Annotated in this window: 23 protein-coding genes; 21 read left to right on the plus strand and 2 right to left on the minus strand. The window is 32.3% G+C overall.

The window, feature by feature from the left end:
* The first annotated feature begins 116 nt into the window (after window positions 1-116).
* Window positions 117-620, plus strand: coding sequence for a DUF3575 domain-containing protein (locus tag Q4517_RS00825; protein ID WP_303505144.1), 504 nt, complete (start codon window positions 117-119; stop codon window positions 618-620).
* A gap of 102 nt (window positions 621-722) precedes the next feature.
* Here Q4517_RS00825 and brnQ read toward each other — a convergent pair whose 3' ends face one another.
* Window positions 723-2,009: a branched-chain amino acid transport system II carrier protein gene (gene brnQ, locus Q4517_RS00830; RefSeq protein WP_303505148.1), complete on the minus strand. Its 1,287-nt coding sequence runs from the start codon at window positions 2,007-2,009 to the stop codon at window positions 723-725.
* A gap of 39 nt (window positions 2,010-2,048) precedes the next feature.
* On the opposite strand from brnQ, the gene Q4517_RS00835 reads away from it, so the two are divergent.
* Both Q4517_RS00835 and upp read left to right on the plus strand, forming a co-directional pair.
* Window positions 2,049-2,822, plus strand: a complete 774-nt coding sequence (locus tag Q4517_RS00835) for an alpha/beta fold hydrolase (protein WP_303505150.1) — start codon at window positions 2,049-2,051, stop codon at window positions 2,820-2,822.
* Window positions 2,823-2,865: 43 nt separating this feature from the next.
* A complete protein-coding gene (upp, locus tag Q4517_RS00840) occupies window positions 2,866-3,519 on the plus strand; it encodes a uracil phosphoribosyltransferase (protein ID WP_303505152.1) in 654 nt (217 codons plus the stop codon).
* Window position 3,520: 1 nt separating this feature from the next.
* Here the strand turns inward: upp and Q4517_RS00845 are convergent, their stop codons facing one another.
* Window positions 3,521-4,426: a DUF6427 family protein gene (locus Q4517_RS00845; RefSeq protein WP_303505154.1), complete on the minus strand. Its 906-nt coding sequence runs from the start codon at window positions 4,424-4,426 to the stop codon at window positions 3,521-3,523.
* 42 nt (window positions 4,427-4,468) lie between these two features.
* Between Q4517_RS00845 and Q4517_RS00850 the strand changes: the two genes are divergently transcribed.
* The 18 genes from Q4517_RS00850 to Q4517_RS00935 all read left to right on the plus strand — a co-directional run bounded on the left by Q4517_RS00850 (window position 4,469) and on the right by Q4517_RS00935 (window position 22,222).
* On the plus strand, window positions 4,469-4,690 hold the full coding sequence (locus Q4517_RS00850) for a DUF6341 family protein (RefSeq protein WP_115899732.1): 222 nt from the start codon (window positions 4,469-4,471) through the stop codon (window positions 4,688-4,690).
* A 12-nt stretch (window positions 4,691-4,702) separates the two neighbouring features.
* Window positions 4,703-5,374, plus strand: a complete 672-nt coding sequence (trmB, locus tag Q4517_RS00855) for a tRNA (guanosine(46)-N7)-methyltransferase TrmB (RefSeq protein ID WP_303505159.1) — start codon at window positions 4,703-4,705, stop codon at window positions 5,372-5,374.
* 153 nt (window positions 5,375-5,527) lie between these two features.
* A complete protein-coding gene (locus Q4517_RS00860; RefSeq protein ID WP_303505161.1) occupies window positions 5,528-5,851 on the plus strand; it encodes an MGMT family protein in 324 nt (107 codons plus the stop codon).
* A complete protein-coding gene (locus Q4517_RS00865; protein ID WP_303505163.1) occupies window positions 5,848-6,393 on the plus strand; it encodes a DUF4269 domain-containing protein in 546 nt (181 codons plus the stop codon). The genes Q4517_RS00860 and Q4517_RS00865 overlap by 4 nt, the downstream gene beginning before the upstream one ends.
* Before the next feature lie 227 nt (window positions 6,394-6,620).
* Window positions 6,621-7,751 (plus strand): Mrp/NBP35 family ATP-binding protein, encoded by a 1,131-nt coding sequence (locus Q4517_RS00870; protein WP_115899737.1) that lies wholly within the window; start codon window positions 6,621-6,623, stop codon window positions 7,749-7,751.
* 6 nt (window positions 7,752-7,757) lie between these two features.
* The gene (locus Q4517_RS00875) at window positions 7,758-7,994 is read left to right on the plus strand and encodes a NifU family protein (protein ID WP_303505170.1); all 237 of its coding nucleotides are present in this window, start codon (window positions 7,758-7,760) and stop codon (window positions 7,992-7,994) included.
* A 191-nt stretch (window positions 7,995-8,185) separates the two neighbouring features.
* On the plus strand, window positions 8,186-9,241 hold the full coding sequence (locus tag Q4517_RS00880; protein WP_303505172.1) for an NAD(P)/FAD-dependent oxidoreductase: 1,056 nt from the start codon (window positions 8,186-8,188) through the stop codon (window positions 9,239-9,241).
* A 2-nt stretch (window positions 9,242-9,243) separates the two neighbouring features.
* Window positions 9,244-10,146: a sterol desaturase family protein gene (locus tag Q4517_RS00885; RefSeq protein ID WP_303505174.1), complete on the plus strand. Its 903-nt coding sequence runs from the start codon at window positions 9,244-9,246 to the stop codon at window positions 10,144-10,146.
* A gap of 1 nt (window position 10,147) precedes the next feature.
* Window positions 10,148-10,480 (plus strand): 2Fe-2S iron-sulfur cluster-binding protein, encoded by a 333-nt coding sequence (locus Q4517_RS00890; protein WP_115899741.1) that lies wholly within the window; start codon window positions 10,148-10,150, stop codon window positions 10,478-10,480.
* 174 nt (window positions 10,481-10,654) lie between these two features.
* Window positions 10,655-12,163, plus strand: coding sequence for an aspartate aminotransferase family protein (locus tag Q4517_RS00895; RefSeq protein ID WP_303505177.1), 1,509 nt, complete (start codon window positions 10,655-10,657; stop codon window positions 12,161-12,163).
* A 5-nt stretch (window positions 12,164-12,168) separates the two neighbouring features.
* Window positions 12,169-13,491, plus strand: a complete 1,323-nt coding sequence (locus tag Q4517_RS00900; protein ID WP_303505179.1) for a lysine N(6)-hydroxylase/L-ornithine N(5)-oxygenase family protein — start codon at window positions 12,169-12,171, stop codon at window positions 13,489-13,491.
* Window positions 13,478-14,671, plus strand: a complete 1,194-nt coding sequence (locus tag Q4517_RS00905) for an MFS transporter (protein WP_303505181.1) — start codon at window positions 13,478-13,480, stop codon at window positions 14,669-14,671. Before Q4517_RS00900 ends, Q4517_RS00905 begins: the two co-directional genes overlap by 14 nt.
* 3 nt (window positions 14,672-14,674) lie before the next feature.
* Entirely contained in the window at window positions 14,675-17,092 is a 2,418-nt protein-coding gene (locus Q4517_RS00910; protein ID WP_303505183.1) for a GNAT family N-acetyltransferase, read from the plus strand.
* A 2-nt stretch (window positions 17,093-17,094) separates the two neighbouring features.
* Window positions 17,095-17,685, plus strand: coding sequence for a GNAT family N-acetyltransferase (locus Q4517_RS00915; RefSeq protein ID WP_303505185.1), 591 nt, complete (start codon window positions 17,095-17,097; stop codon window positions 17,683-17,685).
* Window positions 17,675-19,495 carry an IucA/IucC family siderophore biosynthesis protein gene (locus tag Q4517_RS00920; RefSeq protein WP_303505187.1) on the plus strand — a complete coding sequence of 607 codons (1,821 nt, stop codon included), beginning with the start codon at window positions 17,675-17,677 and terminating at the stop codon, window positions 19,493-19,495. Before Q4517_RS00915 ends, Q4517_RS00920 begins: the two co-directional genes overlap by 11 nt.
* Before the next feature lies 1 nt (window position 19,496).
* Window positions 19,497-20,081, plus strand: coding sequence for a nitroreductase (locus Q4517_RS00925; RefSeq protein ID WP_303505189.1), 585 nt, complete (start codon window positions 19,497-19,499; stop codon window positions 20,079-20,081).
* A 3-nt stretch (window positions 20,082-20,084) separates the two neighbouring features.
* Entirely contained in the window at window positions 20,085-21,194 is a 1,110-nt protein-coding gene (locus tag Q4517_RS00930; RefSeq protein ID WP_303505190.1) for a heparan-alpha-glucosaminide N-acetyltransferase domain-containing protein, read from the plus strand.
* Between the two features lie 2 nt (window positions 21,195-21,196).
* Window positions 21,197-22,222, plus strand: a complete 1,026-nt coding sequence (locus tag Q4517_RS00935) for an alpha/beta hydrolase (protein WP_303505192.1) — start codon at window positions 21,197-21,199, stop codon at window positions 22,220-22,222.
* Window positions 22,223-22,228 lie beyond the last annotated feature (6 nt).

The following is a 22,228-nucleotide window of genomic DNA, read 5'->3' on the forward strand; positions in this document are numbered from 1 at the left end:
TGCAATTGCTCGTAAAAGAGAAAATAAATAGCACTACTACTTTTTATAAAAAAATGTATGTTTGCAGTGTTATACTTGTAGTTAACAGGTGACTTGTAATTTAGTTAAAAAATAAAATGAAAAAAATAGTATTAGCAGTTGTGGTTTTTGTTAGTTCTTTTACGTATGCACAGCAAGAGGTAAAAGTAGATTTACTAGACGCATTAGCTTTTAAAACGCTAGAGGTGTCTTACGAATATTATACAACTGATCGTTCTTCAGTTGGTATTTCAGCGTTATTTAACTTTGAAAAAAAATCAGCAGATTTTAGATATAACGAAGAACGAATGTTCACTCCGTTTTTCCGTCATTATTTTACCAATAATAGTAATTGGAATTATTTTGGAGAAGTTTTTATGGGAATTAATACAGGAGAAAGAGAAGTTGAAGTTCAAGGAAGTACAACAAAACAATATAAGGAGTATACAGACGGAGCTTTAGGGTTAGCTTTTGGTTCAAAATATGTGTCTTCAGGTGGTTTTGTTCTTGATGTATATGGAGGTTTAGGGAGAAATCTATTTACTTCAGAGGCTCGTTCAATAGTACCTAGAGTTGGAATAAATTTAGGATATCGTTTTTAAGGATATTCACTTAAATAAAATAAAAAGTTCGCAATAGCGAGCTTTTTTAGTTTATGGGGATAATGTTATTTCAATTGATAAAAAAACTTAATAACTAAGGGACTATTCATTTGAAATTGACCTTTTGTATTTAATCAAGTTAGCAAAGACAAAACTCAAGATAGCAGGCAACACCCAGCCCAAATTATGATTGGCAAAAGGAATAATGTTTTTTATTTCAATTAAATAGTTAGGGTTGATAATAAACCCTAAAAAATCAGGGATGCTAAATAGAAAGGTTACTCCCACAACAATTTTAAAAACTAAAGGTGAGGTGTATTTTTCAGGAAGTACATTTAGTACAATTAAAATAATAGTTATTGGATAAATAAACATTAAAGCAGGTAGTGCAATATTGATGATGTATTTTACATCAAACTGACCTACAACAATTCCTAGTAAACAGGAAATAATAGCAGTAATTGTAAAAACCTTTTGAGAGTTATTACTAATCCCTTTAAAATAATCGGCAGTACCTGTAATAATTCCAACAGCAGTTGTAAAACAGGCCAAAGCAACTAAAACACTAAGAAAAACACTTCCTATATTTCCTAAAGTCTGATTACTCAAAGAGTTTAAGATCTCTGTTCTATTAGCGCTTTCAGAAAAGGTAGAACTAAATAAAACACCGTTGTAAATAAGGCCTGCATAAATAATTAACAATCCTATACCAGCAATAAAGCCAGCTTTGGTAATTAGCTCTTTTTTCTCTTCAAAAGTTGTGTTTGTATTAAAATTCATTGAAATAACTAAAACACCACCAATAACTATAGAAGCAATAGCATCAAAGGTTTGGTACCCTTCTAGTAAGCCATCAACAAAAGGAGCTTTAAAAGTAGTTGGAGTTATTGTATCAGGAGCTGTAAAAACTCCAACAAAAATAATAGCCAATAAAATACATATAATAAGAGGGGTTAAAAACTTACCTAATAGGCTTAGTACTTTTGATCGGTTCAAGGTAAAAAGGAAAACAAGTCCAAAATAAATTGTACTAGTAATTAAAGAACTACTGTTACTAAAATAAGGAGCAATAGCCATTTCATGAGTAACTGATGCTGTTCTAGGTGCAGGTAAAGCAATACAGATAGTGTATACAACAAAACAATAAATAAGGCTAAAAGAAGGAGACATTTTTTTACCAAAATCATACATAGTACCTTGTAGCTTAGCATGTGCTAAAATACCTAGCATAGGAATAAAAATGGCAGTAATAAAAAAACCAATAGTTACCCAAAACCACAAATCACCAGCATTTTTTCCTAAAAAAGGAGGTAAAATTAAATTACCAGCTCCAAAAAACATTGAAAATAAAGCAAATCCGTTTATAAATATCTCCTTAGTTTTGTGCATTGCCTAACAAATTAGTAAGCGACGAATATACATTAAAAAATGATTGCAAAATTTAAAGAAACAACCGTTTTTTACACTGATACTGGTAAAGGAAACTGTGTTGTTTTATTACATGGGTTTCTAGAAAACAGTACGATGTGGAATGCCGTAGTTGAAGAATTGTCTAAAAAAAACCGTTTGGTTTGCATAGACCTATTGGGGCATGGGAAAACAGGATGTGTTGGGTATATTCATACTATGGAAGAGATGGCTGAAGCAGTTAAATCTGTGTTAAGAGAATTAAAAATCCGTCGAGCTATTTTTGTAGGACATTCAATGGGAGGTTATGCTGCTTTAGCTTTTGCAGAAAAATATTCGAAAAATGTAAAAGGAATATGTTTGATGAACTCTACCGCTCAAGAAGATAGTAAAGAGCGAAAAAAACTAAGAATTAGAGCAAATGAAATGGCAAAAGAAAACTACGAGACATTAGTGAAAATGTCGATAAGTAACTTATTTGCAGAAAATATGCGCTTGCAATTATCTAAAGAAATAGAGAAAATAAGAGGGGAAGCTCTAAAAACTCCAGTTAGAGGATATATTGCAGGAACAGAAGGAATGCGTTTGCGAAAAAACAAGGAAGTTGTTTTACAAACAATAGAAAAGAGATTGATTATAGCAGGAAAAAATGATCCAATCTTAAATTATATGATTCTTGAAGAAGAAGCTAAGAATACCAATACTCCATTAATTGCATTGCCAAATGGGCATATGAGTCATGTAGAAGCTAAAAAAGAATTACTAAAAGCATTAATCAACTTTATAAGAGCTTGATAAAATTCTGTTACTTTTGTAGGATACAAAAAGAATATACTTCATGAAAATTCATCACTTAGCCAAACAAAACTCTATTCTTAATAAATTCTTAGCAGAACTTAGAGACGTCTCTATTCAAAAAGATTCAATGCGTTTTCGTAGAAATATTGAACGAATAGGTGAAGTTTTAGGGTACGAATTAAGTAAAGAGTTAGACTATAATGTCAAAGAAATAACAACACCTTTAGGAACGAAAAAGGTAGAGTTACCAGCAAATGATATAGTATTGTGTTCTATTCTCAGAGCAGGACTGCCACTACATAATGGAATGTTAAATTATTTTGATGATGCAGAAAATGCGTTTATTTCAGCATATCGTCATCACCCTAATAATGACGAGAAGTTTGAAATCGTGGTAGGCTATTTTGCTTCGCCCTCAATAGATGGAAAAACATTATTACTTGTCGATCCGATGTTGGCAACAGGTCGATCAATGGTTGAGGTTTATGAAGGGATAAAAAAGTATGGAACACCAAAAGAAATAATAATAGCTTCAGTTATTGGTTCAGTTGAAGGTGTAGAATACGTTGCTAAACATTTACCTGAAAGTACTACTTTATGGATTGGCGACATTGATGAAAAATTAAATGATAAAGGCTATATAGTACCAGGTTTAGGAGATGCTGGAGATTTAGCTTACGGAGTTAAATTATAGTTTACACGATAGTGCTTACAGTAAACGAAGCTGTTAAGAATAGAATAATAATAACATCAGCGTACCATTTTTTTTGAAAAAACTCTATTCCATTAGCTAGAATAACAGAAACAGGAAAGAACACATATAAAAACTCGCTTCCAGAACCATCTTCAACTAAAAGCAAAATAGCAGTAGTAATTACGAGATGAGTAAGAATCAATATCCAGTTTTTTCTAAACTTATTCTTAACAGAGAGTGCTTTAGGGCTTTTTAAAAGAATAGAAGCTAGTAAAAAACAACTTATAAAAAGAATAGGGAATAAGTACTTTTCATGAGAGTAGAAGCTTAAATCAGGATAAAAATTCCAATCAAAAAGCAACCAAAACTTATCAAGTCCGTCATACCAATAATAGTATGTAAAGTACAAAAAAACAGGAGCAAAAAAACCAATTACAGGGGTTAGAAGTGTTTGATAGGTAAAACGTTGGTGTAAAAATATAGACAAATAAAGTAGTATAAGTAATAGAGGAGCATAAGGCTCTATTAAAAATGAAATTCCAAGCCACAAACCACCGTCAAACAACTTGTGAAAAATGTTTTTTGAAGATTGTAAGCTGTATACTTTTCGTAGGAAAAGAAGTATAGTTAAGTTGGCATAAAAAGTTTTATTTACCTGTATCGTATTAGGAAAAAAACCAATTAATATTACAAAAAATAAAAAAGCAAAAGAATTATCATAAGTCAATAGGTTTTTTGCAATGATAAAATTGTACACTGAAAAAACAACTAAAAACCAACCAAGTTCTTTAACAAGGTTGAAAGATAATTCCTTAGAAAAAATACTAAAAACAAAATACCCTAAAAACAGTACAAATAGTACAATAAAATTTATAGGTTTAGATTTACCGAAAAAATTGGCTAACATTGTTTCTTTTTATATTTTTGCAGCTGTAAAGATACTTAAGATATGATAGCAGGCAATATTTTTAGATGGATTGGTAGTTTATTTACCGACTTTTTATTTGCACCATTCAATTGGTTACGTTTAACAGTAGCTAAATCAGATGCAGGTTGGTGGACCTCAAACGCTGTAAACTGGTTCTTTTTATTAGTCCTATTAGTATTATTTGCTTATTGGATGAAAGAAGCTGCTCGTTTTAAAAGAGAAGGAACAGAAGATAGAGCCTAATTTCTATATACTTTGGGAAGTAAAAACAAACTAAAACGTTTCAAAGAAAATGAAACGTTTGCTAACGTTATTCAACCTACGCGAGAAGAAGTAACTTCTAGTTTTCCTTACAAAGGAAAATGGAACACTTTTTTTAAAAACGACAAACCTATTGTTTTAGAGTTAGGATGTGGTAAGGGTGAATACACAATTGCTTTAGCAGAAAAAAATCCTGATAAAAATTTTATTGGAATTGATATTAAAGGTGCGCGATTTTGGCGAGGAGCTAAAACAGCACTAGAAAATAACATGAACAATGTTGCTTTTATCAGAACTCAAATAGAATTAGTAGATTATATTTTTGCTGAAAATGAGGTTTCTGAAATTTGGATAACCTTTCCAGATCCGCAAATTAAATATAAGCGTACCAAACACCGTATGACTAACACTGAATTCTTAAAAAAATACCATGGTATTTTAAATTCAGAAGGAACAGTTAACTTAAAAACCGATAGTGAATTCATGCACGGCTATACTTTAGGTTTATTGCATGGAGAAGGTCACGAAATTTTACACGCTAATCACGATGTATATAAAAATGTGTACAGTCCAAAAGAAGTAACGGGCACACAAACATTCTACGAAAAACAATATTTAGAAATAGGAAAACCTATTACCTATATAAAATTCAAACTAAACTATTAATCCTGCAAATAAGCAGGGTTTTTTGTTTTGAGCGTTTCCCTTTGGGTTGCACTTTCTACAATCGCTAACGCGTATTTGTCACTTCGAGTGAAACGAGAAGTCTCACATTCTTAAACCTCTTCTAGTGTTGGTAAATTCTTATATTTACATTATATGACAGATAAGAACTTCTTCGAAAAAGTGTACGAAGTAGCTCGTTTAATACCACACGGAAGAGTTACAAGCTACGGGGCTATAGCTACCTATTTAGGGGCAGCACGTTCAGCAAGAATGGTTGGTTGGGCAATGAATAATTCTTCAACAAAAGAAGTGCCAGCACATCGAGTAGTAAACAGAAAAGGGTTGTTAACAGGAAAACACCATTTTGATGGGACAAACCTTATGCAACAATTGTTAGAAAACGAAGGAATAGACGTCATTGATAATCAAATTCAAAATTTTGAAAAAGTATTTTGGAATCCAAGTGAAGAATTGTGATAAACTTCAAGAATATATCGTATTTAAAAGCTGGAACAGCTCGACAAAAAGAAGCCTATAAAGTATTATTAGAGTTAAATCTTTTTGAACTATTAAAAAACTTTAACCCTATTTTGGTAGGTACAATACCTATCAATATTGATGTAGAGTTAAGCGATTTAGATATTATTTGTCAAAGTGAAAATCATGAAGATATTGTAAAAGTTGTGAGAGAGAAATATGGAAAACTTCTAGGGTTTGAGATAAAAACAATTCCATCATATAAAAAATTAAAAACAACAATTATTACACTTGAGTATAAAACCTTTCCAATAGAGATTTTTATACAAAATAAACTTCCAGAAGAGCAAGACTCATATTTACACATGCTTATTGAATATCAGGTTTTATTAAAAGAAAAAGAAGTGTTTAGATTAAAAATTATAGACTTAAAAGAACAAGGGCTTAAAACAGAACCCGCTTTTTCCAAACTCTTAAATTTAGGAGGAAACCCTTATGAGGAGTTATTAAGCTACGGACTTCAAAAAGGTTATATTTCCTAGCTTTTAAAGAACTCATAGAAAACATCAAATTACAATTGTCACTATAAGTGATTTTCTGTAAGGAAACGGTATCCAAAACTCATCGATAAGACCAACTTATTAACCCATAAATATTACCAATCTAAAGACTTTATTTTCTGAGGGCTAAAACGTATCTTTGCAGTTAAGATTAAATAAAAATAAGCAACGAGCTTATCGCTTGCTGTTTAAAGCATATAGCATAAAACATGAGTTTTAAAAAACAAGATATATACAAAGCATTAGAAACGATAACTGCACCAGGTGAAGGTAAAAGCTTGGTTGAAAACGAGAACATAACCAACGTAGTTGCGTTTGGAGATGAAGTAGTCGTTGATGTTACTATTGCTAACCCATCGTTACAGGCTAAGAAGAAGGTAGAAGTTGAGATAATGAAAGCAATTCATCAACATGTTGATCAAAAGATTGATGTAAAAGTGAATGTGAAGGTGGAAGTTCAACAAAAAGAAAACCCGAACCAAATTAGAGGAAAAGAAATTCCTAATATTCAGAATATTATTGCTATTGCCTCAGGTAAAGGAGGAGTAGGAAAATCTACCATTACCTCAAATATGGCAGTTTCATTAGCTAAAATGGGCTTTAAAGTAGGGGTATTAGATGCTGATGTGTATGGGCCATCACAACACTTAATGTTTGATGTAGAAAAAGAAAAACCATTAGCTGTAAATGTAAATGGACGTTCAAAAATGAAGCCGATTGAAAGTTACGGGGTAAAGTTATTATCATTAGGCTTCTTTACAGACCCAAGTCAGGCAGTAATTTGGCGTGGACCAATGGCATCAAAAGCATTAAATCAATTAATCTTTGATGCAGATTGGGGAGAGTTAGACTTCTTACTAATCGACTTACCTCCAGGAACAGGAGACGTGCATTTATCAATAGTACAAGCAGTACCAATTAACGGAGCAGTTGTAGTAAGTACACCGCAAAACATTGCTTTAGCAGATGCTAAAAAAGGAGTAGCAATGTTTAAACAAGAAAGTATTAACGTACCAGTATTAGGTATCGTTGAAAATATGGCGTATTTTACACCGGCAGAACTTCCTAACAATAAATATTATATTTTTGGACAAGGAGGTGCTAAAAATTTAGCAGAAGATATTGAAACAAGTTTCTTAGGAGAAATACCATTAGTACAAAGCATACGTGAAGCAGGAGATGCTGGGCATCCAGTAGCTTTACAAGAAAATACACCATTGGCAGAAGCTTTTACAGAGGTAACCAAAGAAATGGTTTCGCAACTATTAAAAAGAAATGCAAACTTACCACCAACAGAAGTAGTACGAATTACTACCATGAGTGGTTGTAGCTCAAAATAAGCAGTTATGGCAATAGAAGACATAAGAAATAACGTAGAAAAAGCGTTGGAAGAAATCCGACCTTTTTTAGTAAGTGATGGAGGTAATATTAAATTATTATCTATAGAAGACAGTACGGTAAAAGTACAATTAGAAGGAGCTTGCAGCGGTTGTTCAGTCAATCAAATGACGTTGAAAAACGGAGTAGAAGCAACTATAAAAAAATACGCGCCAGAAATTACAGAAGTAATTAATGTAGCATAAGCTGACAAAAATCAGCTTTTAAGAAAAGTTCATGCTTTAATTTTGGGCGTTCGAGCGTGCTTTTGTTTCTCGCTTCCCGATAAAAATACCGGGAGAGCTCAGACAAGCCACTCAATCACTAACGCATAAATATTCCTGCCTTACTTCAAAAGGCAGGAATCTCAGTATAAATAAGAGAATTTTGTTACAAAATGATACAAACAGACATATTAATTATTGGAGCAGGACCGACAGGGTTATTTACGGTTTTTGAAGCAGGGTTGTTAAAATTACGTTGTCATTTAATTGATGCCTTACCGCAACCAGGTGGGCAATGCTCAGAAATCTATCCTAAAAAACCTATTTACGATATCCCAGCTTATCCAGAGATTTTAGCAGGCGATTTGACTGATAAGTTACTAGAACAAATTAAGCAATTTGAACCAGGGTTTACCTTAGGAGAACGTGCTGATACTATTGAAAAACAAGACGACGGAACGTTTATTGTAACGACTAATAAAGGAACAAAACACCAAGCACCTGTAGTAGCTATTGCAGGAGGATTAGGAAGTTTTGAACCACGTAAACCACCGATTCCAAACATTGCAAACTTTGAAGATAAAGGAGTCGAGTACATGATTAAAGAACCAGAACTGTATCGAGATAAAGATGTGGTAATTGCTGGGGGTGGAGATTCGGCTTTAGATTGGTCTATTTTCTTAACCGATGTAGCAAAATCAGTAACTTTAATTCATAGAAGAAATGAATTTCGTGGAGCTTTAGATTCTGTTGACAAAGTACAAGAGTTAAAGAATGAAGGAAAATTAATGCTAATTACACCTGCAGAAGTCAAAGGAATTGTCGGTGAAGAAAAGGTAGAAGGTGTGTTGGTAGAACAAAAAGATAAAGAACCGTTTACCTTGCCTTGTGAGCATTTTATTCCGTTGTTTGGGTTATCTCCAAAACTAGGCCCTATCGCAAATTGGGGATTAGAAATAGAGAAAAATGCCATTAAAGTAAACAATGCATTAGATTATCAAACCAACGTAGAGGGTATTTACGCAATTGGAGATGTAAATACGTATCCAGGAAAATTAAAGTTAATTTTATGCGGATTCCACGAAGCAACGTTAATGTGTCAGAGTGCTTATAAACGTATTCATCCAGATAAAAAGTATGTGATGAAGTATACAACTGTAGGGGGTGTAGATGGTTTTGATGGAACAAGAAAAGAGGCACCGAAAGCAGTAGTTAAAGCAATTAATTAAAGGTGTCTCTGACAGAATATATACAACAATTATCACAAGATAAACTCTTGTATTTTGCGCTGCCTATTTTTTTTGTAGGTATGTTGATAGAGTACAGAATAGCAAAAGAAAAATATCATGGAAAAGATACCGGAGTCTCTTTGTTAATGATGGTTTTTTCTGCCATTGTTGAATTTATTCCAAAAATTTTAGCCTTTGTAGCTTTTTTCTATTTACATGAAATCAGTCCGTTAAAAGATATAGTTCAGCGTCAATGGTGGGCTTGGGTTTTATTATTGTTTGTTGATGATTTTGCTTACTATTGGTTTCACCGTTTAAATCATGAAGTACGCCTATTTTGGGCAGGGCATGTACCACACCATTCATCAGTTTATATGAATTTAGGAACAGCGCTACGTCAAGGCGTGGGTGAACGTATCCATAAGTTTTTCTTTTGGATGTTAATTCCGCTATTAGGATTTGATCCATTAATGATGTTTACCATGATGGGAATCAGTTTAATCTATCAGTTTTTTGTACATACAGAATTAGTTGATAAACTACCGAAACCAATTGAATTAATTTTCAATACACCGTCACATCATAGAGTACATCACGCTTCTAATATTCGATATTTAGATTGTAATCATGCAGGGATTTTAATTATTTGGGATCGTATGTTTGGTACTTTTTCTGAAGAGCTTAAAGAAGTAGAAAAACCTGTATATGGTTTAACCATAAACATTGAAACCTTTAATCCTGTAAAAGTAGCAACGCATGAATATGCTGCTATATGGAAAGATGTAAAAAGAGCTGATAGATGGAGTGATAAACTCAATTATATATTCAATTCACCAGGTTGGACACATGATGGAGAAGACAAGAGAGCTAAAACACTTCGAAAAAAAAATGAATTTGTAAAATAAAATGGAACAAGATATTACTATAAAAATTACCGATCGTGATGGGGTAATACACGAGATACAAGCACCGACAGATATGGCTATGAATTTGATGGAAGTAGTTCGTTCGTATGAGCTAGCCCCTGAAGGAACCATTGGTATTTGTGGAGGAATGGCAATGTGTGCATCTTGTCAATGCTATGTAAAATCAAATCATGAATTGCCAGAAATGGGAGATGAAGAAGAAGCGATGTTAGCAGAAGCGTTTTATGTAGAAGACAATAGTCGATTAGGTTGTCAAATACAAATGACACCAGATTTAGATGGTTTAGAAGTAGAGTTAGCCCCAGAGAGTTAAAGAATAAATAAATAGATTTTTAAAAGTGTAGTATTTTAAGTTAAACTTAAAGTATTACACTTTCTTTTTTATAAAAAAATACCAGTTACGTCATTTTAAATTCCAGTTACGTCATTTAGTTTGTTCGGTCTAAATATATTTTTGTTTTTAATTATTAAGACTAAATAAAAATAAATGATTCTTAAATCACACCCTTCATTAAAAGAATTATCATTAAATAGTTATTTGTTTAGTGATGAATCGATGAATTTATACGAAGAGTATATTCAAAAAACAGCCTCCTACATTCAGCAATTTTTATCAAACAGAACCTTTTATCAAGGAGACAATCTTGAAGAAATTCTAGCAAATAAAGAGCAAGCTAAACTGGTAAATATTGAGGGTAATCAAACGATAGATAGTGCTCTAGAAGAGTTAAATGATTTGTATATAAAAAATGCAATCGCCTTCCATAATCCAACATATGTAGCACATTTAAACTGTCCAATCACATTACCATCAATCATCGCAGAAATGATTACAACCACAATTAATACTGCAGTTGAAACATGGGATCAAAGTACTTCAGCAACTTTTATAGAACAAGAAGTAATTCATTGGATAACCAACGTATTTAATCTATCTGAAAATTCAGATGGCGTTTTTACAAGTGGAGGAACACAATCTAACTTTATGGCCATGTTAATGGCTCGAGACAATTATGCTTTCAAGCATTTCAAAATCAACATTAAACAACATGGTTGGAGAAGTGAAATAAATAAGTTTAGAATTTTTTGCTCAGAAAAGGCACATTTTAGTATTCAAAAAAGTGCAGCTTTATTAGGTATGGGATATGATGCAGTTATACCTGTAAAAGTTGACAAGAAAATGCAGATGGATGTTAACGAACTTGTATTAGCGATAGAAAAGACAAAACAAGAAGGTAATATTCCAATAGCAGTTGTAGCAACATTAGGAACCACTGATTATGGAAGCTTTGACCGAATACAAACCATTGGTAAAGTAGCAAAAGAACACAATATGTGGTTGCATGCTGATGGTGCTTATGGAGGTTGTTATGCGCTTACGAATACTCATAAAGATTACTTTAAGGGCATTGAGTTAGTTGATTCTATAACCATAGATTTTCATAAAACATTGTTTCAGCCAGTAAGTTGTAGTGCATTTCTAGTAAATGATAAACAACATTTTCAGTATGTATCATATTACGCAGATTATTTAAACCCTATTGAGGATAAAGATCCACAACGACCTAATCTTATAGAAAAGTCAATTCAAACAACACGCCGATTCGACGCTTTAAAAGTTTGGCTAACCTTAAAAACATTAGGAACAAAAACAATTGCTAATTATTTAGAAGAGGTACATTCTTTAACAAAAACAGTATATGATAACATAAAAGATCAAGAATGTTTTGAAACTGTTCACGAACCAGCACTCAGTACCGTAGTATTTCGATATAAAACTGAGGGAATAACTGAAGATGTAATTCATAACTCGATTAATTTATATATCAAAAACACTTTGTACAAAGCAGGAAAAGCATCAATTGCGAGTACAAAACTACAAGGTAACATCTACCTGAAATTTACACTTCTAAACCCTAAAAACACAATTAATAACCTTCTGAACATAATAGAAATGATTAAAACAACAGGAGAACAATACAAAATTACAAACTAAAAAAGATGAAGAATACTATAGTAGATTTTATAGCGATAGGTATAGGGCCTTTTAACTTAGGGCTGGCATGTTTATCAGAACCTATTGAAGGTTTAAATGGAGTATTTCTTGATAAAAAAGAAAAATTTGATTGGCATCCAGGAATGTTATTAGAAGATACAACTTTACAAGTTCCCTTCATGGCAGATTTAGTAACTCTTGCTGATCCTACAAGCCCTTTTAGTTTTTTAAACTATATTAAAGAACAGGGTAGAATATATTCTTTTTATATACGAGAAAATTTCTTATTACTTAGAAACGAGTATAATCAATATTGTCAATGGGTAATAAGCAAGCTATCTAATGTATATTTTAATACAGAAGTAACAAATATAGATTATGATCAACAGAACAAGATTTATATAGTAACAAGTACTTGTACAAAAACTCAAAAAATTAAAATTTATAAAACAAGAAAGCTAGTTTTAGGAACAGGAACACAACCATACATTCCTACTTGTTGTAAAGAGTTGAAAGAGACTGCTGTTCATTCATCACAATATTTACCTAATAAAGAACAGTTACAAAAGCAAAAAAGAATAACAGTATTAGGTAGCGGACAAAGTGCAGCAGAAATATTTTTTGATTTATTAAAAGAAATAGATACCAAAGAATATGAATTGAATTGGATTACCCGTTCACCTCGTTTCTTCCCGTTAGAGTATGCTAAGCTAACATTAGAAATGACTTCTCCAGAGTATGTAGATTACTTTTACAACTTGCCAGTATCAAAAAGAGATTCACTAATAAAAAATCAGAAGCATTTATACAAAGGAATTAATCAAGATTTAATAGGGGCTATTCACGATACGTTATACGCAAAACGAGTAGTGTCAAAAGAACCATTAAAAGTTTCATTACGTACCAATTCTGAATTGAAAACTAGCAAGGTGTTAGATGAAGGAATTAACTTAGAGTTTCATCAGGTAGAACAAGATAAATATTTTAAACACGAAACTGACGGACTTGTCCTTGCCACAGGATATGAATATAAATTACCAGAGTTTATTGAAGGAATTTCAAATAGAATTCTGTGGGATGTTAAAAATCGATTTGATGTGCAGCGTAACTATTCAATTGATGAAAATCATAATGAAATTTTTGTTCAAAATGTAGAACTATATACGCATGGATTTGTTACACCAGATTTAGGGATGGCTGCCTACAGAAATTCTTATATAATCAAAGAAATAACAGGAGTAGAGCATTATCCTATTGAGCAAAAGATAGCATTTCAGCAGTTTGAGGTTACACAAGAGGAAGAAATAGAACTCAATGTCTTTGCATAAGGGTATGAAGTTAAAAACATTTTTAATAGTAATGACGTTGGTTGCAGTAGTAAGTGATTATTTACTGCATCCATTTTATCCACAATTTTTTGAGCTTCGCTTCGGAATGACAAACCCTAAAAATGTAGGATATTACTTTGCAGCCATCTGTTTTATGGTAATGATTGCATTTCCATTTTGGGCATATATTTCTAAAAAAATATCAGAATTAAATATTCTAGTGTACACCCAAGCAGTTGCAGGCGTATTAGCATTGTATTGTTACTATACTACATCGTACATTAATTTTTGGGTTGTATCTCTTATCATGGTACTATTTAAAGGAAGTTATTTACTGGTATATCCGTACATTTTAAAAATCATTACAAAAGAAGAACATCCAAGTACGATAGGATTGCTTTCAGTAGTGGTACATTTAGGAGGTGTTTTAGGAGCGGTGCTGGGAGGTATAACAGTAGATTATATAAACCCAAGTAGCATTTTTTTAATAATGGCAGCAGGAGATTTTATTCAAATGGCTATGAGTGGTTATTTATTAAAAAGTAAAAAGTATGCTACCGATTTAATCATTTCAGAAGAATCTACTGCTACTGATAAAAATATAATTCCGAAAGGATTTATCTTGAAATTAGGTCTAATTACGTTGATACTATACTTCAGCGACTTTTTAATTAGACCTTTCTTTTCATCATATTGGGAAAGTTTTTCAACGTACAAAAGCAAATTGGTTTCAGGCACTATATATGCTATCCCAGGTTTTGTAGCCTTGGTAGCATTATGGATTAATAATAAGCGAAAATCAAAAGGGCATGAAGGAATTATAAATGCCTTGTTTATAGGGTTAATTGGACTTATGCTACAAGGAATACCTAATGAATCAGTAGTTGTTTTAGGGCGAATTATTTATGGTTGGGCAATTTTTCAAGGAGTTGTGAAATTCGACATTTTATTATTTGAATTAAGTACGCCAGAATCATACTCAGTAGATTATAGTAAAATACACTTCTTTCAAAACTTAGGGGTATTACTAGCATCTTTAAATGTAGGGATTATAGTTGATGGTTTCGGTTTACGAGTACCTTTTATCATTGCGTTAGGAGGTTTTACACTCACATTAGTCTTGTACTTTATCGTATTTAAATCGGTACGGAAAGTACATAAACAACTAGCTAAAACCTAAATTATGATAACAACAGATACCATAGTTTTTTCAAAAGAGTATAAAGATTTTGGAACAATTACCATCCGTCCTTTTCAAATAAAAAAAGACAGCGTTTTTTTACAGCAATGGGTAACTAAAGAATATGCTGTTTTTTGGGGAATGCAAAATGCAACGGTAAAAGAAGTTGAAGAAGAATATAGCCAATTAACAGCACCAGAACATTACGATGTTTTTGTAGGAATGTTTCATAACGAACCCGCATTTATAGTAGAGCGTTACAATCCGAAACTAGATATTATTAATAGCTTTTTCAAAGCAAAAACGACTGATTGTGGTGTACATATCATTATAGCACCGCCAAAAACCACTAAAACACCAAACTTTACGTGGTTTATGTTTCGAGCAATTATGGATTTTGTTTATACAAATCCTACGATTAATCGAATAGTAGTAGAACCCGATATTCGAAACAAAAAAATGTTTGCACTGTGTCAACGTATAGGGTTTGAACTAGGGAATGTAATAGAACTTCCTAGCAAAACAGCGCAATTAGCATTTTTAACTAAAGCCAATTACCAACAAAAAATACAATCCTTTTCACCATCAAAAAGAAGCGCCATGAATACCTTAGATAATGTGGTTTCTCCACAACAATCAACACAACATATACAACCAAAAGTATGGCAAAAAGCCAACTTATTGCTAGTAAAAAAAGCGTTGTGTGAGTTTTCACATGAACTATTAATACAACCAGTGATAATTCAAGAGTTAAACAACGGATACAAACTGTATAAAGTTGATGCGGATGATAAAGAAATCCAATATGAGTTTAAAGCAAAACCAATGGCTTTGAATCATTTGATGATTGATGAAAACTCCATAAGAAAATATATAAAAGAAGTTGAAGAAGAAATTGATGCAATTACTTTTATAAAAGAGTTTAGAAAAGCGCTGGGAATTGCTGATGAAAAAATGTCTGTATATTTAGAAGAAATTATAAGCACACTATACGGAAGTGCATTTAAAATTACCAAAGGAAACCCTGCTGTAGAAGAATTAGCAACGGCTGATTTTCAAACGATAGAACAATCTATGACCGAAGGGCATCCAGGGTTTGTAGCAAATAATGGTAGAATAGGTTTTGACAGCAGCGATTATCGTTCCTATGCGCCAGAAGCGGGAAATTCTTTTTCGTTATTATGGTTGGCAGGACATAGGCTAAAAGCAGTTTTCTCAGCGATAGAAGCATTGCCTTATGAAAGCTTAATACATCAAGAATTAGATGTTAATACCATAGCACAATTCAACAAAATAATTGAAGAAAAAGGCTTCAGTCCAAAAGACTACTTATTTATACCCGTTCATCCATGGCAATGGTTTAACAAACTAGCTACAATTTTTGCTTCAGAAGTAGCAAAAGGAGATTTAATATGCTTAGGATACGGACCAGATCAATACTTAGCACAACAATCAATTAGAACGTTATTCAATATAAGCAATCCGCAGAAATTTTATACCAAATCGGCATTGTCTATTTTAAACATGGGCTTTATGAGAGGGTTGCCATTGTACTACTTAGGAACAGCTCCAAAAATGGCAGTTTGGTTAGAAAACTTGTTATATAACGATGCTTATATAAAGACAAACGGATTTAGAATGTTAAGTGAAATAGGCTCGGTTAGCTATGTGAATCCATATTTTGAAGAGTTTGGACCACATAACGATTACAATAAAATGCTAGCTTCATTATGGAGAGAAAGCCCGTATTCTGTGGTTAAAGAAAACCAAAAACCACTAACGATGGCAGCATTATTACATATAGATCATTACGGAAAAGCATTGTTACCAGAGATTATTAAAGACTCTGGAGTTTCAATAGATAACTGGTTACGAAGCTATTTAAAAGCTTACTTAAGTCCCATGTTACACTGTTTTTACTATTATGATTTGGTGTTTATGCCACATGGAGAAAACATTATTTTGGTATTAGAAAATAACATTCCTGTATATGCTTTACTAAAGGATATTACGGAAGAAGCTTGTGTTTTAAATCCTGAAGTTGAGCTACCAGAAGAGTTAAAAAGAATGTATGCGCCAGTACCAGAAGATGTCAAATTACTATCCATATTTACAGATATGTTTGATGGTTTTTTCCGTTTTCTAGCACCAATTTTAGAAGAACATGCAAATTATGGAGAACATCGTTTTTGGGAACTCGTAGCAGAAAATATTCAAGAATATCAAGAGCAGTTTCCTGAGCTGTCAGGCAAGTTTAAACAGTATGATTTGTTTGCTGAAGACTTTAAACTTTCATGTTTAAACAGGTTGCAATTAAATAATCATAAACAAATGATTGATTTAGATGACCCTGTTGCCCTACTCCAATTTGCAGGAAAGTTAAAAAACCCAATAGCGGTATTTAAAAACCAAGAAGTATAATTATGGTTCAAACGTATCAAAAAATATTTAGTAAAGAAATTATTGGGTTGGGGGTAATCAATATTCGTCCATTTCAATTAGAAACAGATACACCAATATTGCATCGTTGGGTAACTCAACCCTATGCAAAATACTGGGGGATGTTAAATAAGTCTGTAGAAGAAATACATGCAGAATACCAAGAAATAGAAAATAATCAACACCATCATAGTTATGTAGGAATGATAGGGAATACCCCAGTGTTTTTAATGGAGCGCTACAAAGCATCAAAAGATAGCATAGCAGACTATTACGATGTACAAGAGAATGATTATGGTATGCATGTTTTGGTAGCGCCTGTAGAAAAAAGAATACCACAGTTTACATGGCATGTGTTTTCAACTATTATCGATTATTTTTTCAGTTTACCACAAGTGGAAAGAATTGTTGTAGAACCCGATGTGAATAACGAAAAAATTCATACGCTAAATAAAAAAGCTGGTTTTAAATACCAAAAAGAAATTGAGTTACCTCATAAAAAAGCAGCCTTAGCTTTTTGTACAAGAGAGACGTATCAATCAGCTTTAATTAAACTAGAACAACATGACAAATAATATAGCCCATTTACAACCAGAGGTATGGAGTTTTGTAAATCGCCAATTAATAAAAAAAGCAATAAGTGAATTTTCACATGAGCTTATTTTAACTCCTGAGTTTATTTTAGAAGAAACAGATGGTTGTATATACCAGGTTACCTCAGATAATAATGAGTTTACGTATCAATTTAAAGCAAAAAAGTATGCTCTCGATCATTGGTTGGTTGATGAAAAAAGCATTATTAAAAAAAATAATATATCGAATGAAGTTTATTTAGATACACTACATTTTATAACAGAGTTTCAAAATACTCTTGGTATTCCTGATGAGTTTTTAGCAACTTATTTAGAGGAAATAACAAGTACACTTTCAGGAGCAGCATATAAGTATGTTAACGAGAAATTTTCAGCCAATGAATTAGCTGAAAAAACCTTTCAAGAAATTGAACACGCGATGACTGAAGGTCACCCCTGTTTTGTAGCGAACAATGGGAGAATAGGGTTCAATATTAAAGATTATCAAAAATATGCACCAGAAAGCAATCAACCGTTTAACCTTTTATGGATAGCAGCTCATAAAAAGTATGCTACCTACACGGCTGTTAAAAATTATGAGTATGAAAAACTTTTAGAGAGCGAATTAGGAAAAGAAAAATTAGCATCATTTAAAGAAGTTGTAAAGAAGCAAAATGTAGCTACTGAAAATTACATTTTTATGCCTGTGCATCCATGGCAATGGAAAAACAAAATTGTAGCTGTTTTTGGAGCAGATATTGCTCAAAAAAATATCATCTTAGTAGGAGAAAGTGATGATGAATTCTCTGCACAGCAATCTATTAGAACACTTTTTAATGCGTCACATCCAGAAAAATTATATACTAAAACGGCGCTATCTATTTTAAACATGGGTTTTATGCGTGGACTTTCTCCATATTACATGCAAAGTACGCCGCATATTACCCAATGGATAACAGATTTGTTAGCAGATGACATCTACCTACAAAACAATGGGTTTACCATGTTAGGAGAAGTGGCAACAGCGGGGTATCACAATCATTATTATGAAACTTTAGGAAAAACGAATCCGCATAACAAAATGTTATCAGCTTTGTGGCGTGAGAGCCCGTTTACAAAAATAAGCTCTAATCAACGCGTGTTTACGATGGCTGCTTTATTGCATATAGATTACCAAGACAAATCATTGTTAGCGGCTTTAATAGAAGCTTCACCTTATAACACAACTACCTGGATTCAACGTTATTTAAAAGCTTATTTAGCACCTTTATTGCACTGTTTTTATAAGTACGAATTTGTGTTTATGCCACATGGAGAAAACCTAATTCTAGTGCTAGAAGAAAATACACCAGTGCATGTGTTAATGAAAGATATTACAGAAGAGGTTATTGTTTTTAACGAAACAATGCACTTACCTGAGCATGCTAAAAGATTGTTTGTTAAGACTTCAGATAAAATGAAAGTGCTTTCAATTTTTACTGATGTGTTTGATTGCTTCTTTCGTTTTATGGCTCAACAGTTAGATTGTTATTCAAGTTTTTCAGAGGATAATTTTTGGCAATTAGTGGCAGATTGTGTGTATGAATATCAAGAACAACATCCTGAGTTTTCAGAAAAATATAAGCAATACGATTTATTTGTTAAAGAATTTGATCGCTGTTGTTTGAACAGGTTGCAGTTAAGTAATACCAAGCAAATGCTCAGTTTAGCTAATCCGATAGAAAGTCTAAAGTTAGAAGGAGTATTAAAAAACCCACTTACAAGGTTTAAAAAAGAAACAGTAAAAACGGTACAATCTTTAGAAAGTATTTAATATGAGTTTTAAACAGATAACTAAAATTATACAAGAACGAAAAACCACTTACGCGTATGATTTTTCGGATAGAAAAATAGAGAAGGAAACGATTGAAGCAATTGTAACCAATGCGCTATGGGCACCAACTCATAAATTAACCCAACCATGGAGGTTTGTAGTGTTAGAAGGAAAACATAGAGAAGCATTAGGTGAGTTTATGGCTAATTATTATCGAAAAATATATTCAGAAGAAGAGTTTTCTAACGAACGTTATAAAGAAACTAAAAGGTATGCCAGTAAAGCCAGCATGATAGGAGTGATTTTTAAACCTAGTAAAAGAGCACAACTACCGGAATGGGAAGAAATTGCAGCTATTTCAAGCGCAGCACAAAACATGTGGTTAAGCTGTACAAGTCTAAATTTAGGAAGCTATTGGGATACCAGTATAGCAACTATAAAGTATGGTGAAAAAGAAATTAGTTTAGAAGAAAATGAACAATTTTTAGGTGTTTTTTTTATAGGACATGTAAAAGAAAATCTTCCTAAAGTAAATAGAAAACGAAAGCCACTATCTAAAAAATTAAGCTGGCATTTTAAAGAATAAAAAATGGAACAAAAAAAGAGAGTATTAGCCATAGATATGGCAAGAGGAATTAGTGTTTTATCTATGATACCTGTTCATTCCATGATTATATATTCGACAATGGATACTTGGAATGATTCTTTTTTAGGAAAGGTAGCTCAAGTATTAGAAAAAGGAACTCCTATGTTTTTAGTTGTAATGGGGTTTTCTTTTGTGTTTTCAAGTAAGTTAAGCATGTTTAAAATCTTTAAAAGAGGAATAAACATTTTAGCAAAAGGGTATTTACTTAATATTTTAAGATTTGCAGTACCTATGTTGTTATTTGGAGGGTTTCCTAGGGCTTTTATTGAAGGTAACGGGCTAACTCTAGGAGATTCATATAATTACTTGTTTTTTATTTTATTGGGAGATATTTTGCAATTAGCTGGGATTTCCTTGATTATTATGGGAATTATAATCAAGCTTATTAAAAACAAGTATGCAGCCTTAATCTTAGCATTACTTATTGTTTTTTTTACAGGAGAATTAAGTGGTTATAAACCTAACATTATTGGGCTAGATTATATATGTGATTTATTATGGGGGAAAACCTACAATGTTTACTTTCCTGTATTTCCATGGATGTCGTTTATTTTAATAGGATTATTTTTTGGAATGTGGTATCAGGAAAGTAACAATAACATTGTTTTGACATATAAAAGAATGCTAGTTTCAGGTGTTTTATTTATGTGTATAGGTGTAGCGTTATGCTATTATAATTACGAATATCATTTTGGTGATTACTATCATTTAGGGCCAGGAGGAACCATAGTTTTTATTGGAGTGAATTTATTTTTAGTTTGGTTTGGACACATATTAGTAACCTGTATTCCACACAACAAACTATATGATGTAATTTATTACTCAAGTAAAAATGTAACAACATTTTATTTAGTACAGTGGGTACTTGTATACTGGGGAGTATTGCTTTTTGGGTATTCATCACAAACAAGTCAGTTAAAACTATTAGCAATTATTATAGGAATTACATTGCTAACCTTTGGTACTCTTTGGACAAAGGAAAGAGTAATTAAACTAATAGCAAAGCAAAAACAATCTTCATCTACAAAAAGAATAAAACAAGCAATTACATAGTTATGAAAAAAATAGTTATGATACTAAGCTTGTTTATAGGAGTAAAAACATATACACAAGTAAATTTAGCAGGAAGCGATGGCTTAGATTCACAGGTTCAAGAATTTTTAGAAGTTATTCATTCTTATCAAGGTCCACCGTTGCAGGACCTACCTTTAGATATAGGAAGGAATGCCATGGAAAACATGCAAAAAGATTCCACATTAATCTACGATAAAGTAACCTTTACCAAGGTTTCTTTTAAAGAACAAGGTAAACAAGTAAATACAGTAATTGTAAAGCCTAAAAAAACAAAAAAATTATTACCTGTATTACTTTATTTTCATGGAGGTGGATGGGTGTTTAATAGCTTTGAAACACATAAACGATTAATGCGAGACTTAGCTTTAAAAGCAAATGTAGCAATTGTTTTTGTAGAGTATTCAAGAGCACCAGAGGTTAAATACCCCATAGCAAATGAAGAAGGATATGCGGCAACTTTGTTCATTTCAAAATATGGAAAACAATATGGGTTAGATACAAATAGAATTATTGTTGGAGGAGATAGTGTGGGAGGAAATATGGCAACAGTTGTAGCTATGATGGCGGAACAAAAAGGAACTCCTAAGTTGTTAGGACAAGTGTTGTTATACCCAGTTACCGATACCAATTTAAATACGAAATCGTATGAACAATTCTCAAAAGGGCATTATTTAACGAGAGCAACAATGAAATGGTTTTGGAATGTTTACGTACCAGAAAAAAAGTTATACTCATTAGGAACTGTAGCTCCGTTAAAAGCAACTTTAGAAGAGCTTAAAAACTTACCTAAAACACTTTTAATAACTGCAGAATGTGATGTGTTAAGAGATGAAGGAGAAACCTATGCAAGAAAACTAAGAATGGCAGGTGTACCAGTAGTTTCAACTAGATATGGGGGAACAATACATGATTTTATTGTACTGAACTCCTTGCGAGAAACAGTAGCATCAAAGGAAGCAGTAGCACAAATAGCTACGTTTTTAAAAAAGAATTTTTCTAAGAAATAGTTTAAA

Origin of the sequence: Tenacibaculum sp. 1_MG-2023 (assembly GCF_030547425.1) — a bacterium.
In the GTDB taxonomy this organism is placed as follows: domain Bacteria; phylum Bacteroidota; class Bacteroidia; order Flavobacteriales; family Flavobacteriaceae; genus Polaribacter.